We start from the raw sequence: 17,470 nt of genomic DNA, 5'->3' as shown, positions 1-17,470 counted from the left end.
GGTTAATCAACAGACGTGTTTTATTAACAACATTTGATGTCCAAAACTACATTATTGAAGGTATACGTGCGGGAGCGGTAGGTTATTTGTTAAAGGATACGGAGATGAAAGAACTGCTTGATGGCATCCGATGTGTACACCAAGGTCAGGAGGTATGGCAGCTGTTAGAGTATTCACTGTAAGAATATGGGTTGAATAATGTGATCTATCGAAAAGGTACTAGGGTAACGATCGTACTATGGATTTTCACAATGGCTGTCCACTTTGCTATTGATGAAATTGCGCATGTTGGTCAGTCCACGCTTTTAATGTATTATGCAATAACTTTGTCCGTACAACAGTGGGTCGCACTGAACCGTGTCAAACGTAAGTTTCCATGGAGTATTCACTGATATCAGGTGAACAGGGTCATCTTCCTGAAGTGGGTTCGCATCGCAACATGATAAACTTGGGCGAATGCTTAAGCGTGAAACTCGGCATAACTGTAAACTGGCAGAAATTCATGATGAATTTCTACAAATACGAGAAGGTTGTCCCAATCGCTACTTTAAGTTTATATACAATTGCTATGTCTCATGAAGAGGCTATGGATGCTTTAAAAACCGTCAATATGTAGGTCTAGGAATCGCATTTTAACAAAAGACCATGACGATAAAACTCCGTGCAGGCATGGATAAACAACAAGCACTGCACGGAGTTATTGTTCTGAGGTGGGTGTCAGCTCACTTTATAAATTAGGTTTTTAGAAAATTCCACACGTTCTCATCCTATCCATTTAAGGTATTAACGTTATCTCAACTTGGTGCAGCAGCCCGTCATCAAATAACGGCAGTATGTTACCAGAAATCAAGCGGCCATCTACATGGATTTCTACATTTCCTTTGGATAGATGGGAAGGGTTAGTAATGGAAATTTGATATTGATTGCCGCGGAATTCGCGGTACACTTCAGCTGAATCCCATTCCGGAGGGAAACAAGGATCTATTCGCAATCCAGCGTAATCCCGCTTAATACCCAGTATGCCTTCGTACAGGCTCATGAGTCCCCAGGCAGAAGTTCCGGTTGTCCAGGATTGATAGGATTTTCCGTAAAACTTAGGATGTATGGAATAACAATTGGTAAAGACATACGGCTCTGCCCCAGATCGAGTGGAAGGGTTTGCTTCACTGTCAGGGATGATTTTCTTCAACGTACGAATCGCTGATTCTCCACGCCCCACCTTACAATCTGCAATTATCTTGAAGCCTGTGGCATGACAGTAAACCCCACCATTCTCAAATAACCCCGGTAGCATACCAGACATTCTCCCAACGTTAGGGGAGTATTCCGGATAAGGAGGCATGTTGATTGGGAAACCAAATTCATGCTCCATACTGTCAATCGACTCCAACACTTTTGGAAGTTTTTCCTCATTCGGAATGTCCGCAAGAATAGCCCATGATTGGGCATTGATATAAATTTTGCTGCCTTCACTGTCTTTGGAACCGATATTTTCTATTTTGCTCAGCGCACGCATATACCAGTTTCCATCCCAGGCTGACTCATTAATCGCCCGACGGAGCAGATCGTACTGTTCTGTTAAGTAACTGGCATAGTCACTATCTCCGACAATTTGCATCAGTTGGCTCAATTCTCGCAGGCCGTAGCAGAACTGCTCTGAGAGCATGACTGACTCTGCTTCAGGGTCAGTTGTAATATTCAGAGCATCATTCCAATCTGCAAACATGATACGTACCAAGCCATTTGTCCCTTTATCCTCAATCAAGCGATTGACAGCTGCCTTCATATGCTCAAGTATCGTTCCAGAGCCACCATCCTGATATTCGATCTCTAGATCAAGGAGCGAATAATCTCCAGTTTCCTTAATCAGCTCAATTACCGCCCATATAATCCAGAAGGGTTGGTCCGAGTAGCGAGTGTCGTCATAGGGGAACCAAGTAAGTACTGCATGGCCTTCCTTGAACTGATGTCTCAAGCATTCGATAATTTCTTCTTTGGCCCGATCCTGTCGATAATTCAGCAGAGCAACAGCTATTTGAAGATTATCCCGAACTCCTTTCTTGCCGACTATGCAAAAATCAATCTGCTTCTTTACCCATTCGTTCATAATGATGTTGAGCTTATCATCAGGTGTATTTACACTCAAGCTTTTATACTTGGATTTATAATGTGCCTGGGTCTCAAGCAATGATTTCTCGAGTCGGTTCTTATCGAAATATTTGTCCGCAGTCTGAACAGCTTCCTTCAGGGTCTCACTGACTCCCATAACAAAATAGAGCTCTTTCTCCTCACCAGGTGCCAAAGATAGTTTATTCTGCAGCACGCCTCCCAAATTGGAAAGTGTAGTTGTGGAATTTGTACAGTCCCGGCCTTTGATAACAACATCAGGCCGCTGGAATAAGGGAGCAGGTATGGAGTCGAGCTTGGTGATGGATCCCAATGGACCCAAAAATTCTCCAAGGTCACCATCGTAGGCATGTACGGTTTCTGAACAGGAGATATAGCCGTTATAACGGGCATGTGGTGCAAAAGGATGCTTGGACTGACAGTAAACACCGTTGAGATCGGAATCAAATATTGTTTCGCAGCTTCTATACATTTCATAATAGCGGGGGTATTTAAAACCTTCGAGTTCAAAGCTCACTGCGGAAAAAAGACTGATATTTTTCACGCGATTTGTGGAGTTTTTGACTTTTACCACCCATACCTCATTATAGCCCTGATGCGGTACAAACAGTTTCCAGGAAGCGTGAATACCATTCTTCTGGGACTGAACAACAGAATAGCCAATACTGTGTTCACAAGTAAAGTCATCTATAGCCTCATTGAGCGGCCCTTCACCGATGTTCCAGTATGTGTTCGTGTCATCATCTCTCAGATAAATATATTTTGCATCCTGGTTATTAATCATACACATATCTGCTTTGGAGTTGATGTAGTAGCTGCGGCCGTGTCCAATTTGAGACACCTGTGTACAATATCCTTGTTCACTCCACAAATAATTGTACCAGTACCGCGGGGGCCGAGGGTCTGTGATAACGCATGAGTTTCCTTGATCTTTGAAATAATGAATTTTGCCTGTTTCCATGATTAATCCCTCCATTATAAATTAATGTCCTTTATGAGATGAGTTCTAGCCGTCACCTGCTGAAAATGCAACGTTCATCTTGATGTACATTTTTTACAGAATAATATTAACTTCATTTGTTAGGAGATGATACCAGTCAATCTTTCGATTTTGTAGGAGAATCTTCTATGCTCTTTCTTCATTTTAGGTGCTGCTTGCTTATTGAAAGAATAACTTGAAGTATAAGGTATACCACAATCACAAACTTTCAAAGAAAAATCACAAGTTTCTCTGGTAGGTCTGGGGAAGGGAATGCTCTATGATATAAGAGGGGGATTCATACCAGTGGATTCTTAATTGAATATTATTTATTATGAAACCGTTATCAATACATGTTGATGAACTGCCTCCTGCAGTTTATTATGTAGCTTAAAGTCACCTGTACAATTACTGTATATTGAAGATTAATCGTAGTCCGATTAAACGGTCTGCTTTTGTTGTTTTCAAGAAGATCCCAGCACTAAACATCTCAAAGGGGGGGCATCATGAAATTGCTGATCGTAGATGATGAAGAGAGAACCAGAGAAATGCTTCGCAAGCATATTGCTTGGGAGGAAATAGGTATTCATGAGGTTGAAACAGCACGTAATGGCATAATTGCCCTGGAACTTTGCCGGAGCTTTCGTCCCGATGTTGTGCTCTGTGATATCCGGATGCCGAAGATGGACGGTATAGAATTTGCACAACGACTACGTGAAAGCGAAGTTTCATGCAAGCTGTTGTTTCTGAGCGGATTCTCAGACAAAGAATATCTGATGTCAGCGATCCGGTTGAACGCTTTGGACTATATCGAGAAACCGATCAATCCAGATCAGGTCCGAAAGGCCGTTCAAGCTGCAGTGGAGTCCAGAAAGCATGATGAGAAGAAACGTATGGAGGAACGCCAACTGCAGGATGCCTATGATGAAGGTCTGCCTTACCTGAGACAAGAGATGATCCGCAAGCTGATCTCGCTTCCCGGTTCTCCCAATGTGACAAAAGCTCTAGAGAGCAGGGAAACTTTTCTTCTGCCTATAGAAGGACCCTTCACCGTCATCGCATCTTCCTTGTACTGGTATCCGACGCAATATCCGGAGAATCCGAAGGTCGTGCAGGAAGAAGTGCTTCAGAAGATAAATATGAGCAGCAGACTGGCTTCACTACAGGGCATTTGCGGTTTTGATTACCATCAGTTTTTGATCTTCATTCTGCCAGGAGCCTTCGGCAGCAGCTACCGGGAACATCGCAACGTGCTGGAAGAACTGTATTCGGAGTTAGCTAAGACCATAGGAGATGATATCCGTTTTCGCATGGGGGTTGGTGAGCCAGTGGTAGAAAGGATGCAGATTCCTGATTCGTACAGATCTGCCTTGGATGCGTGCAATCTGCATTATTACAGCGAAGGTAGCCAATTGATCTTTGCTGGTGCCATTGGCGGTAACCGGGAGCTTGCTACTGATTGGAACGTGGTTCGCAGTCTGCGCGGACTGCTAAAGCAGGGCGAACTGGAGGATGCTCGCAGTCTTATTGTGAATTGGACGGAAGAGGCCAGGGCAGCACGCGATCTGGATATTTCCCGGCTCAAGAATTGCTATTTCCAGTTTTTGTTTGTGATTCTGGATGTAGCGGTACAACTTGGATTCACAGATACGGATGAAGACACGGAGAGACGCTATATTTTGAAGGAGATTGACCGTATTCAAGATCTGGCAAGTATAGAGAAATATATTCTTTCCTTTCTTGAATTGTTTCAGATTTCGCAGGATCCAAGCGGAATAACACCCAAGATGAGGGATATTATTCATTATATTCACAAAAACTATCGAGAAAAGGGGTTCACAATTCTAGACATTGCGAATCATGTGTCGCTGAGTGAGACCTATCTCTGTTCCCTGTTTAAGAAGCAAAGTGGAGGCACGATTAAGGAATATATTTCTTCGCTGCGAGTGGAAAAGGCCAAGGAGCTGCTGCTAGACAAGGAACTGAAACTGTACGAGGTTGCGGATCGGACAGGCTTTACGGACGCCAATTACTTCACTACCTTTTTCAAAAAATATGCGGGCTGTACGCCTTCGGAGTATCGGGAGAAGATGGCCAAATGAGATTAAAACCCCCAAAGCCGTTCGCTGATTTCAGCATCCGCCACAAGCTGTTTGCTTCCTATATGATGGTAATAATTATTCCCTTTGTCGTGCTGCTCTTTCTGCATTTACATCTAACCGCTAATGAAAATGAGAAGCAGGCATTGTATACGGCCCAAAAGATGCTGGAGGAAACGAAATCCTACTTGCAGTACCGTGCAGAAACAGTCAGAGAGGTACTGAACTTTATTGCCTTCAATGATACAGTGCAGACGATGGTAGCAGAAGACCCAAGTAGATATGAAGATGTCAATCTTTGGGGAACCGACGCTAATAGACTGGCCAAGGTACTGGGGAAATTTCGTTACAATTCAGATATTGAAACTGTTCAGCTCTACATGAAGAAGGGTCTTGCTTCAGCTACAGAAAATTTCGACTATTTAAACATGGTCAAGGTAGAGCAGAGCCACTGGTTCAAGGAGTTTATCGCTTCCCATTCTGTTCTCACCTGGCTACCCTCTTCCGCCTTTGGAGAGAAAGAAGAGGGCAACGAGGTATCGGTTCTGCGCCTCATTCCAAATGCTCACAATATACAGGAGAACGATGGTATTGTTCGCGCCCAGATCTCCCAGAGCACAATGCGCTCCGTGCTGGACCATGCCATTGCTACTCCATATACCTCTGTGGTCTTGTTCAATGACCACGGAGATATTCTCAGCACTGCAGGCAGATTTCAACATAACTCCAGAGAGTTTCTAGATATGTTGTCACAGGCTTCAACTGGTAGAGAGCAGGATAACTACTGGGCGGATCATTTGGAGTTCAATGGAAAACGAATTCTGCTCGGACTGCAGGCTATCCCTGACACAGATATGAATATAGCGATGATTGTACCCTACTCCGACATTCAGAAATCCAGCAATAAGATGCGTAACCGGCTGATCCTTATTTTTTCACTTATCATCCCGCTCACCTTCATTCTGTCCTATATCGTTGCCGGTTCCGCAACCAAACGTCTGCGTCAGCTCATTCAGCATGTGAGTAAGGTGAAAAACGGAAATTTTCAAATCTCCCCTCTTCCGGGTAACCAGGATGAAATCGGTGAACTGACCACGAACTTTAATGTGATGGTAGAGAATATATCAAGGTTAATTGAGGAGACGTATACTCTTGGGCGGGAAGTGAAAAACAAGGAACTAAAGGCGTTGCAGGCTCAAATCAACCCGCATTTTCTGTACAACACGCTGGATCTGATCAATATTATGGCTATTGAATCCGGTAATGGGGAAATATCCAAAGTAGTAGGTCAGTTGGCGTTATTCTACCGCTTGAGCTTGTCGAACGGGAGTGAGATTGTCACCCTGGAGAGTGAACTGCGGCATATTGAATCCTATGTGTCAATTCAGAATATGCGTTTCAGCAATGTGATTACATTAATCCTCGAAGTATCGCCAATTCTGCTGAGCTGCGAGGTGCCGAAAATTATGCTGCAACCCCTGATTGAGAACGCGATTCTGCATGGCATTATGGAGAAGGAAGTGGAGACGGGGATAATTCATGTATCTGCTATGGAGGAAAAGGGTGATCTGGTCGTGGATATTAGCGATGACGGTATCGGCATGAAGGAAGAGGTGTTGTCGACTTTACTGACTAAGGCCGTAAGCAAACGGACGGGCGGCTTCGGCATCCGGAATATTCAAGAGCGGTTACAGCTGAATTATGGACTGAAGTATGGATTGTCTTTTACAAGTCGCCCAGGTGAAGGGACCAGTGTCCGGATACGTCTTCCCAAATCAGTAAAAATGTAAGCGTTATCACAAACTTTCAAAGAAGAACGAAACTTTGCCCCGTAGGTATAGGCTTTAAAGCCAATTACAATAAATGAGGAGAAAGAGAAAACATACTGAAGGAGGCTACTTATGGGTACCAAGGTAGAGCAAGTCGCGGATCACAAGCATAAACCGGCCAAAAGTCTGTCGCTGCTGCGGGAGCTTAGGAGGAACTGGGTGCTGTATGCGATGTTTGTGCCGATTGCTATTTATTTCATCATCTTTGCCTATATTCCGATGACGGGTGTCATTATGGCATTTAAGGAGTTTAACTACAGAGATGGTATTTTTATGAGTCCATGGAACGGGATTGAAAACTTTGAATATTTTTTTCAGTCTGGGAAGGCGTGGCTTGTGACGAAGAATACCATCCTGTACAATCTGGTGTTTCTGGGAGCATATACTTTTTTCTCGATACTGGCTGCGGTGCTGATCTCGGAAACGTATAACAAATTTTTCAAAAAAACCGCTCAGACGTTTATGTTCCTACCTTACTTCATTTCCTGGGTTACAGTGTCCGCGTTCGTCTACAATTTTCTGAATTATGAGTTCGGAATTGTAAACGTGTTCCTACGGAATATGGGGCTTGAGGCCATTGATATCTACTCGACCAGCAGCTACTGGTATCTTCTGCTTCCGCTGCTCTATGTGTGGAAGTGGGTCGGGTTTGGCTGTGTCCTTTATCTGGCGGCGATTGTCGGGATCGACCAGGAAATTTATGAAGCGGCGACGATTGACGGTGCTACCCGTTTTCAAAAGATCATGAGAATCACCCTGCCCTTACTCAAGCCGACAGTAGTGGTACTGATTTTGTTGGGGCTGGGAAGAATCATGCGCGGCGAATTCGATATGTTCTACCAATTGATTGGCAACAACGGCGCGCTGATGAATGCCACGGATATCATTGATACACTAGTGTTCCGCTCGCTAGTGGGCACACAGGACTTTGGCATGGCTTCCTCAGTGGGACTTTATCAATCCGTTCTGACGCTGATAATCGTCTTGTTCGCAAACTATTTAGTCCGCCGTTATGACAAGGGCAACGCGCTGTTCTAACTTGATTGCATGAAAGGGGAATTTAACCATGGAGAAAAATAAATTGAACTCAGCGCCTGTCTTTCAGGCTTTCTCGTATATTGTGGTATCGCTGATTGCTATTTTATGTCTGCTTCCTTTTATTTTCCTGATCTCCGGCTCTGTCTCGGATGAAGGGCAGGTTCTGGCGAAGGGCTATTCCTTTCTGCCACGAGGATTCTCGTTGGATGCCTACGCCTTTATTTTTCGAAATCCCGGCGATATTCTCTCTGGCTACCGCGTGTCGGTGATTGTGGCAGCGGTTGGAACGGTACTCTCACTGCTGATTTCCACGATGGCTGCTTATGTCATGTACCGCAAGGAAGTGAAATACCGTAACCAATTGGCATTCTTCCTGTTCTTTACCACATTGTTCAACGGTGGACTTGCCCCGTATTTCATTTGGATTACCAGCTATTTGCATCTGAAGAACACGCTTGCGGTGCTGATTCTGCTCCCCATGTTCAATGTGATGTACGTGCTGATTCTGCGCAGCTTCATACAGGGCTCCGTGCCTGAGCCGCTGGTGGAATCCGCCAAAATTGATGGAGCAGGGGATTTCCGGATCTTCTGGCAGATGGTTTTGCCACTCTGCAAGCCCGCGCTCGCTTCCATCGGTTTGTTCACTATTTTGGCCTATTGGAATGACTGGTGGACCCCGATGATGTTCACCGACAAGGAGCAGTATGTACCGCTGCAGTACTTGCTCTATAAAATGCTGTCCTCGATGAACATGTCTGCGGCAATGGCCCAGCATATGACGTCTCTCGACACACCGAAGGAAACATTCAAACTCGCTATGACAGTGATTGCCACCGGACCCATTGTAATTCTGTTTCCATTTCTCCAGCAGTACTTCGTCAAAGGCATCACTATTGGTGCAGTAAAGGGTTAAACCCTTCTGTGCAGATGTAGAACCGTTTCGTTATAAATCCTGCAAGATGGAGGATTTATATAAAATTTCCATTACCAAAGGGGGAAAAAGAGTGAGAAAACCAAAGGAAAAATCTATGTTCATCTTGACGCTGCTTCTGTCTCTGGCCATGCTATTGTCTGCCTGTGCCGGCAGCAACAACCAAACGGATAACGCAAACGGAAACAAGCCGGATGGAGGCAACACCAGTTCGCCGGCCAATCAGAAAGAGGTTGTGTTGAAGGGATATCTGCTTGGCGAAGCGCCGAAAGGGATGCCGGAGGTGCTTGTGGCACTCAATAAAAAGCTAAAAAAGGACATCAATACCACCATTGAGTTGAATTACATCGGCTGGGGCGACGTGCAGTCAAAATACCCGCTTTTGTTGGCTGCAGGCGAAGATGTGGATTTTATCTTTTCTGCTGAATGGAATTATTATGCTGAACAGGCGAATAAAGGGGCATTTTATGAGCTGAAAGCTGAGGATATTGCCAAAAATATGCCGAAGAAATCGGCTATCCTCGATCCAGCTGCCTGGGATGCCGTCAAGATTGAGGATAAAATCTTTATGATCCCGGGCTCCTCCGCGGATCGTTCGGTTTTTGTAGCTGTGCTCCGCAAGGATATTATGGCGGAAGCGGGCCTGACCGAGGTGAAACGGTTCTCCGAGCTTGGCCCTTATCTGGAAGCCGTGAAGAAAAACCATCCGGATATGATCGGCCTGAACTTGGACTCACAGGTTGACCTGCCGACGCCTTATCAACAACTGATGCGCGATAAAATTGGCTACACGGGCACTCCTTTTGGCGGTGGTCCTCTGGCCCAGGGCGTAGCTTACGATTTCGGAGATCCGACCGGCAAGATCTACAGTATGGTGGATGAGCCTTACCTCAGCGCGCAGAAATATGCTGCAGGTATTATGAAGGATTGGTACGACAAAGGTTATATCAATAAAAATCCGTATTCGAATAAAATCCGCTCCAAGGATAATTTTGTGGAAGGCAAATCTGCGGTAGCATTTGGTAACACCATAGATATTGCTGCCACCATGGAAGCTGCTGAATCGAAAGGGATTGAAACCTATTTGGTCCCATCATTGATGACAAACGGTAAAGCACCTTTTAGCCCCTGGGTTACTCAAGGGATCTCCATCGCGGCTAATTCAAAAAATCCCGATCGTGTCATGCAGGCCTTCGACCTTATCATGGAAGATCCATCTTATGCGTATCTAGCTTATTATGGTATTGAAGGACAAAACTACATCATCACTGGAGATGGTAAAATCGGCCTGCCGGAAGGTGTAACGGCTGCTAACAATACCTATCCGCCGGATGCTGCGGGCTTCTGGTTCCTGAACAAGGATTTGTTCAAGCCAATGAGCACCTGGCCGCAGTCTTATATTGACCACCGGGAGAAGGTGAAGGATTATGTAACTGATGACTTTGTATACAACGGGTTCACTTTCGACTCAGACAAAGTCAAGACACAGATCGCCAATCTGGCTAATGCTTCAACGCAATATGCCAATCCAATCTATATCGGTTCAGTCAAGAATGTCGACAAAGCATTTGAAGAATTAGCTGAAAACTTGAAAAGCGCTGGTCTTGATAAGGTGAAAGGGGAAGTGCAGGCCCAGGCTGAGGCGTTCTTAGCAAAGAAAAAATAAGATACTTCCGATCAAAATAGTTGGACTGACCGTTAAAGCTGTAAAGGATAAAGCACCCAGAAGCTCAGCAGCATATGCTGCTGAGCATTCTATTTATTCCGAGTTGACGTATGGTAGACAACCCAACTCCCACCAATCTGCTGGGCATTATTAAGAGGAGCGTCATCATTAGGTTCCAAAGCTATAATGATTGGATGGGATAAAGAAACTTCTTTCAAGTCTTCAAATTCTAAGTAAATGATAAGTTGGTCCGATGCGCTTACAAGGAGCTGATTTACTACGAAGCAAGGATTAAATCCCTACCTCCCCTGGTGGGAGCAAGTCTTCGATGAACCGCAATTCAATCTCGTAGTTTGGGTTGAAAAGGGAGCAACTGTATCTCTACAATTGATTCTCCATGATAGGAGAGGCTTTTTATAGGCATGACCATATGTAATGTAAAGGATTAAACAAATAGTAATGAAAGTGAGATGAAGAGTTATGATAGGCACTTGGCATTTCCTACTGCAAACGCCTGAATCCACGATTAAATTGCAGTTCATCATTGAAAAAATGGAAGCTTATGCATTGTCCGTCATTGCGGAGCCTTTTCCATTTCCTATTGAGATTCACACCGTGACAGTGGACGGGGATATGCTGCAAGCCAAAGGCTCATCCCGTTACGTAGCGGATGAACCGATTGAATTTGATTTGACCTTCGAAGACGATGAATTCCACGGCAGAGTGAAGCTGCCCTATCAGGAAGCCTTCTTCGTGCAAGGTGCCAAAGGGCCTGGCCCTTCCCTTCAGGATATGCTGATTTCCGAGCTTCAACCCTACCGCAAGCATGAGGTGAGGCAGCGAAACGAGGAAGAAATCCGTCAAGCGGTGGAGATACTTCTGGCGAAGATGTCCGTTGCCGATAAGATCGGCCAAATGAGCCAGTGTATGTCGACTAACATTTCTCTCGGATCAGAGGTGGCGTCTGACTCGCCGGAGAAGTTGATTGCAGCAGGCCGGGTAGGCTCGGTCCTCTCGGCTATTACCAGTCGGCGTGTGTTCGAATTGCAAAAAATTGCGGTCGAGCAGTCTCCACACGGGATTCCCTTACTTTTTAACTTTGACGTCATTCACGGGTTTCAAACGGTGTTTCCGGTACCGCTTGCGGGGTCCTGTAGTTGGGATATAGCGGCCATTCGAGAAGCCAGTGCGATCGCGGCGAAAGAAGCTAGTGCCTCCGGCAATACGTATAACCATGGCCCGATGGTCGACATTACGCGAGACCCGCGTTGGGGCCGGGTTGTGGAAGGCGCCGGCGAAGACCCATATTTGGGAAGTCTGATCGCCAAAGCCCAGGTCGAAGGCTTGCAGGGTGACAACTTATTTGATCCAGAGACGCTTATTGCTTGCTTGAAGCATTTCGTCGCTTATGGAGCCGCTGAAGCCGGCCGGGATTACAATACGGTGGACATTTCAGAAGGCACGCTTCGCAATGTGTACTTGCCGCCGTTCCAGGCGGGGATTGAAGCTGGCGCCGGGTCGGTCATGAATGCTTTTAATACTTATCAGGGTGTGCCGGTGGCAGGAAATCGTTACCTCCTTAACGATGTACTGCGGAAGGAACTGGGCTTCGACGGGGTCCTGATTTCTGATTATGGTTCCATAGATGAAATTGTTGCACATGGGAATGCCAAGGACAGTAAGGAAGCGGCTAGAAAGGCTCTGGATGCCACGATGGATATTGAGATGGTAACCCGGTCTTACGATCAGCTGCAGGAATTGATTGAAGAAGGTCTGGTGGCGGAGAAACAACTCGATGAATCCGTGCGGCGCATCCTGACTCTAAAATACAAGATCGGCATTATGGACGACCCGTTCCGTTATGTGCGTCCAGAGAAAGAAAAGGAGTATCATTTCCATACGCAGCATCTGGAAGTCAGCCGGAGTCTGGCAAGGAAATCGATTGTGCTGCTGAAGAATAACGGTGTTCTCCCGCTGGCAAGCAAGGCACAGAAGATAGCCATTATCGGACCTTTTGGTGACAGTAAAGATCTCCTAGGACCATGGCAGTGGTCCCGGTTCACAAAGGAGACCGTTACGCTCAGAGAAGGTATGGAAGAAAAAGGGGTTTCAGAAACACATCTATTGCTTGAAGAAGGTTGTAAGGTTGAAGAAGCAGTGGATGGGGGAGTAGAGCGGGCGGTTGCCGCAGCGGAGCAAGCGGATATCGTTCTTCTGGCGCTCGGAGAGAGCAGTGAAATGTCCGGAGAAGCGGCTTCCCGCTTGGACATTCATTTACCTAAGGTACAGCAGGAGCTTGCAGAGGCCGTTGTTCGGGTAGGGAAACCGACCATTCTGGTATTAACCAATGGCCGCCCACTGGTACTGGACGGGTTCGCACGCCAGGTTGATGCAATCGTTGAAACCTGGTTCTTGGGATCTGAGGCCGGGCATGCCATCGCCGATGTACTCTTCGGCGATTATAATCCGTCCGGCAAGCTGACGATGAGTTTCCCGGCCCATTCTGGGCAAGTGCCGGTATATTATAATCATTTCCACACCGGAAGACCTGTAACAGAGAGCAATCAAGGACAGAAATTCTTCTCGCGGTATATCGATGGGCCAAATGAGCCGCTGTATCCGTTCGGTTACGGATTAAGCTATACAACGTTTGAGTATTCGGATATCCAGTTGTCCCGCACCCAAATGACGGCTTCGGAAACGCTCATTGCCAGCGTCACGGTAACCAATACAGGAAAGGTTTCGGGAGAGGAGACCGTTCAGCTGTACATTCAGGATCTGTATGGCCGTGTGGTTCGTCCAGTAAAAGAACTGAAAGGATTTCAAAAGGTGATTCTGGCTGCAGGCGAAGCACAGGACGTTCATTTCAGCATTACTGAAGCTGATTTGGAGTATTGGAACCTGGAGAAGAAGAACGAAGCAGAGCCGGGGGAGTTCAAGGTATATATCGGATCGAGCTCCTGTGATGTGAAGGAAGCATCTTTCGAGCTTAGCCCAAACTCAAATATAAATTGGCAGGAGGCAGAAAAATGACTTATAAAGATGCAAGCAAATCTATTCCGGAAAGAGTCGAGGATTTACTTGGAAGAATGACCCTCAAGGAAAAGGTAGCCCAGTTATATTGTGCTTCCGTTTCAGATGCCGACGATAGTGTAGCACCGCTGAAAGAAGCGATGAAAGACGGGATCGGGACGTTGAGTTGTCTGAACTCTTCGTTAACCGGGGACAACAAGAAGGATATCGAAAAATTAAAAAGCCTTCAGAAATATCTTTTGGAGGAAACCAGATTAGGGATTCCGGTAATTATTCATAACGAAGGGATCGCTGGAGCGCAGATCCCGGGAGCGACGACTTTTCCGCAGTCGCTGAACCTTGCGTCCACCTGGGAGCCCGAATTAGCGCTAAAAATGGGTGAAGCTATAAAAAAACAACTAATTGCCTATGGATTCAGGGCAGTGCATTCTCCACTGTTTGACCTGGGCAGAGATCCAAGATGGGGAAGAATTGGCGAAACCTATGGTGAAGATCCTTATTTAGTTGCGCAGATGGGCGTAGCATACGTCAAGGGGATACAGGGTGACCATGAAGTAATGGCGGCCGCCAAGCACTTTGTCGGGTATGGCAACGCCGAAGGAGGAAGAAACGGTGGAGAACAGCAAATCGCGGACAGAAAATTATTCGATACCTATTGTTTTCCTTTTGAGGCGGCCATCCATGATGCCCGGTTGCTGGCTGTGATGAACAGCTACGGCATCTTGAATGAGCAGGCCGTGTCCACTTCAAAATGGCTGCTGACAGACGTACTGAGAGACAAAATGGGTTTCGATGGCTTGGTGGTCGCGGATTACGGCAGCATAAACCATGCGTTTTCACGATATCGGGTGGCCAAGGATCTGAAAGAAACTGCAGTTCTGGCCCTTCGTGCTGGTATGGATGTGGAGCAGCCAAATAACAATTGTTATAAGTACTTAGTGGAAGCGGTTGAATCCGGAGAATTGGAAGAGTTCTATATTGACCGTTCTGTCAGACGGGTGCTGGAAACCAAGTTCAAAATGGGTCTATTTGAGAATCCTTTTGAAATCGGTGATTTCTTTGCGGAAATTTCCAAAGTTGAACCTGCGGAATTGTCACAGGAAATTGCAGAGAAATCCATTGTACTGGTTAAAAATGAAGACAACTTTTTACCGCTCCAAAAGAAGCTGAAAATCGCGCTTATCGGCCCTACCGCAGACGAAAGAACGAACTTTTTCGGAGGATATTCCTCTGTGAATTCGGCGAGTACTCAAAGCAGTGACTTCGACAAATCCGAAGAGGATAATTTTTTGAAAATGATTTATGCCGGCGCGATTTCCGAACACAAGGAGACCTATAAAGCTTTAGGACTAGAATTTGATGATAAGCCCACTCCAGAACAAAGAGTGAAAATTATCAATATGATCAAGCAAAGCTTGAGCTCAGGCAGCAACGCCAACAAAGTATATGACACGACAGAAGAATTTGCCCGGAAATACTATCCGGATTGCAAATCGATAAAGGAAGTCATGGAAGAAGAGTTTGGGTTGGATCAGATCCTGTATGCCAAAGGCTGCACTATTTTTGAGGCTATAGATGGGGGAATCGAAGCCGTAAAGGCAGCTGTTCAGGAAGCAGATATTGTGATTGCTGTATTAGGCGGCAAGGAAAGCATGATTGATCCTCAGGCGACCTGCGGAGAAAACAGGGATAATATCAATATCCAGCTTGAGCAACCGCAATTGGAAATGATGGACGAAGTATTTAAGCTGAACAAACCTGTTATCTCAATTATCGTAGATGGTCGGCCTCTGGCCACGCCTTCGATTAGCAAGCACAGTAAGGCGGTCCTATATTCCTGGTTGCCGGCACAGTTCGGTGCGAAAGCCATTGTGAATATCCTTACCGGTCAGAGGAACCCGAGTGGAAAGCTGCCGGTGACCATTGTAAGAGAGGCCGGGCAGATTCCGATGTACAACAGCAGATTGCCGCTCTATGTAGAAATTAATGATTGGGCGGAATATATCGGGCACGATAAGACTACCCCGCTATATCCGTTTGGACACGGTTTGAGTTATACGAAATTTGAATACAGTGAATTGAATTGGAACCGCACCGTTCAGCCCAATGGAGAATTGAATCTGAGTTTCAAGCTGCAGAACACAGGTTCATATGCGGGAGACGAGGTGGTTCAAGTCTATATAAGAGATAGTGTTGGCAGTGTCGCCCGACCCGTTAAGCAACTTGTTGGATTTGTAAAAGTAACCCTAGATCCTAATGAAACGAAGGATATTACCTTCAAGGTAAATATGAAACAACTGGCATTCCATGACCTGAACATGGAGCAAGTGGTTGAACCAGGGATGATGGAAGTGTTTATCGGGGCTTCCTCCCAGGATATTCGCTTACAAGGATCCTTTGAAATTGCCGGAGAAAAACTTATTGTAGACAGAAAGGCATTTGCCTCGCAAGTAATTATTAATTAATACGTCTGAAGATAATGGAGGCCGGCGATTGCACGAATGCTTTCTATTACGACCGATATCTTATGGATCAAGGCTGAAACAGATATTCAGAGGAGAATTGATACCATAAAGACATGTACCTAACGGACGACAGTAGCAGCAGAAAAGGATCACGAAACAGTTATTATAGGGAGACATACAGGCCTCAATTCCATTATTCACCTGAGAAAAATTGGATGAACGATCCCAACGGCTTGGGACGAACTCCCACCGGCAATTCCGCCTGGAGAGGACGGAGCGATCTTCTCGGGAAGTGCGGTGGTGGATAAGAACAATACAAGCGGATTTTTCAACGAAGAAGGATCAGGTTTGGTTGCCATTTATACGAATGAGGGCAACAGGGCTCAGCCCGGCAAGCCACAGGTGCAAAGCATTGCTTACAGCAAGGACAAGGGTCGAACCTGGACAAAATATGAAGGTAATCCGGTTTTATTCCCAACGGAAACGCTAGACTTTCGTGATCCGAAGGTGTTTTGGCATGATGAATCGTCGATGTGGATCATGGTCCTTGCCGTAAGAGACCGTGTAGAATTTTACACATCTCCAAACCTTAAAGAATGGTCTTTTGCAAGCGAATTCGGTTCCGACATTCCACATATACACCGAGGGATATTTGAATGTCCTGATATATTTCGAATCCGAGTAGATGAGGATGATAATACTAATAAATGGATACTAATGCATATTTCTGATTCAAAGTCAGAAATTATTGCAGAATTTGAAATCAGTACGGCCGTGAAATACGGGTTCAAAGTGCGGAAGTCTTCCAATCAGGAGACGATCATCGGATACAATATCTCGAATGGGGAGTTGTTCGTCGATCGGACGAAGTCGAGCGCCATTGATTTTCTTTCCGATTTCACAGCAATACACAAGGCCCCTATGAAGCCAGAGCATGGACGGGTACAACTGAGTATTTACGTGGATTGGTCAAGTGTCGAGGTCTTCGGAAAGCAGGGGGCTGGAACTCTACGCCATTGGCGGAGAACTAAGGGTCGTATCGCTTCAAATCAATGATCTAGTAAGCATTTGGGGAAATGAGACTGTTTAAACGTTAGTTATCGTTATTATTCAAATTAAAATTATCTCACGACAGAACTCGTTGAGCAGCGGCTTGATTCGACGAAGTGGTTACAGCCCGGTTGCGTGCATCCGTATCTGAACTTGGTCCCCAAAACGAATTAAAGTAACATTTTTCTACCTGGACACGTAACACCCGATCGGTTCACAACCGTATCGGGTGTTTTCATGTGCGCCCGGCATG

9 protein-coding genes and 1 pseudogene are annotated in these 17,470 nt (G+C 45.8%); 9 read left to right on the top strand and 1 reads right to left on the bottom strand.

Going from position 1 to position 17,470, the window contains the following annotated elements; all coding sequences use genetic code 11:
- A pseudogene (locus ACIFQM_RS23375) lies at positions 1-158 on the top strand (DNA-binding response regulator); the annotation flags it as partial.
- A gap of 617 nt (positions 159-775) precedes the next feature.
- Here ACIFQM_RS23375 and ACIFQM_RS23370 read toward each other — a convergent pair.
- Positions 776-3,088: a GH36-type glycosyl hydrolase domain-containing protein gene (locus tag ACIFQM_RS23370; RefSeq protein ID WP_430044452.1), complete on the bottom strand. Its 2,313-nt coding sequence runs from the start codon at positions 3,086-3,088 to the stop codon at positions 776-778.
- 524 nt (positions 3,089-3,612) lie between these two features.
- On the opposite strand from ACIFQM_RS23370, the gene ACIFQM_RS23365 reads away from it, so the two are divergent.
- From ACIFQM_RS23365 to ACIFQM_RS23330, 8 genes are all read left to right on the top strand, one after another.
- Positions 3,613-5,208 carry a response regulator gene (locus tag ACIFQM_RS23365; protein WP_430044453.1) on the top strand — a complete coding sequence of 532 codons (1,596 nt, stop codon included), beginning with the start codon at positions 3,613-3,615 and terminating at the stop codon, positions 5,206-5,208.
- Positions 5,205-6,995, top strand: a complete 1,791-nt coding sequence (locus ACIFQM_RS23360) for a sensor histidine kinase (RefSeq protein WP_430044455.1) — start codon at positions 5,205-5,207, stop codon at positions 6,993-6,995. The genes ACIFQM_RS23365 and ACIFQM_RS23360 overlap by 4 nt, the downstream gene beginning before the upstream one ends.
- A 111-nt stretch (positions 6,996-7,106) precedes the next feature.
- Positions 7,107-8,072, top strand: coding sequence for an ABC transporter permease (locus tag ACIFQM_RS23355; RefSeq protein ID WP_430044457.1), 966 nt, complete (start codon positions 7,107-7,109; stop codon positions 8,070-8,072).
- A gap of 28 nt (positions 8,073-8,100) precedes the next feature.
- Positions 8,101-8,985, top strand: coding sequence for a carbohydrate ABC transporter permease (locus ACIFQM_RS23350; RefSeq protein WP_430044459.1), 885 nt, complete (start codon positions 8,101-8,103; stop codon positions 8,983-8,985).
- A 91-nt stretch (positions 8,986-9,076) separates the two neighbouring features.
- Positions 9,077-10,669, top strand: a complete 1,593-nt coding sequence (locus ACIFQM_RS23345; protein WP_430044461.1) for a DUF3502 domain-containing protein — start codon at positions 9,077-9,079, stop codon at positions 10,667-10,669.
- A 480-nt stretch (positions 10,670-11,149) separates the two neighbouring features.
- On the top strand, positions 11,150-13,702 hold the full coding sequence (bglX, locus tag ACIFQM_RS23340; RefSeq protein WP_430066244.1) for a beta-glucosidase BglX: 2,553 nt from the start codon (positions 11,150-11,152) through the stop codon (positions 13,700-13,702).
- Complete coding sequence (locus tag ACIFQM_RS23335) at positions 13,699-16,167, top strand: glycoside hydrolase family 3 N-terminal domain-containing protein (protein WP_430044464.1); 2,469 nt, start codon at positions 13,699-13,701, stop codon at positions 16,165-16,167. Before bglX ends, ACIFQM_RS23335 begins: the two co-directional genes overlap by 4 nt.
- Positions 16,168-16,389: 222 nt before the next feature.
- Positions 16,390-17,223, top strand: coding sequence for a glycoside hydrolase family 32 protein (locus ACIFQM_RS23330; protein WP_430066246.1), 834 nt, complete (start codon positions 16,390-16,392; stop codon positions 17,221-17,223).
- Positions 17,224-17,470 lie beyond the last annotated feature (247 nt).

Source organism: Paenibacillus sp. NRS-1782, assembly GCF_050467685.1.
Classification (GTDB): domain Bacteria; phylum Bacillota; class Bacilli; order Paenibacillales; family Paenibacillaceae; genus Paenibacillus; species Paenibacillus terrae_A.
The sequence above is the reverse complement of the archived record's forward strand: the minus strand, read 5'-3'. Positions and strand labels throughout refer to the sequence as shown.

Coding starts and splice junctions, on each gene's coding strand:
- ACIFQM_RS23335 (WP_430044464.1), top strand. CDS start 13,699: ATGACTTATAAAGATGCAAGCAAATCTATTCCGGAAAGAGTCGAGGAT.
- ACIFQM_RS23350 (WP_430044459.1), top strand. CDS start 8,101: ATGGAGAAAAATAAATTGAACTCAGCGCCTGTCTTTCAGGCTTTCTCG.
- ACIFQM_RS23360 (WP_430044455.1), top strand. CDS start 5,205: ATGAGATTAAAACCCCCAAAGCCGTTCGCTGATTTCAGCATCCGCCAC.
- ACIFQM_RS23370 (WP_430044452.1), bottom strand. CDS start 3,088: ATGGAAACAGGCAAAATTCATTATTTCAAAGATCAAGGAAACTCATGC.
- ACIFQM_RS23365 (WP_430044453.1), top strand. CDS start 3,613: ATGAAATTGCTGATCGTAGATGATGAAGAGAGAACCAGAGAAATGCTT.
- bglX (WP_430066244.1), top strand. CDS start 11,150: ATGATAGGCACTTGGCATTTCCTACTGCAAACGCCTGAATCCACGATT.
- ACIFQM_RS23355 (WP_430044457.1), top strand. CDS start 7,107: ATGGGTACCAAGGTAGAGCAAGTCGCGGATCACAAGCATAAACCGGCC.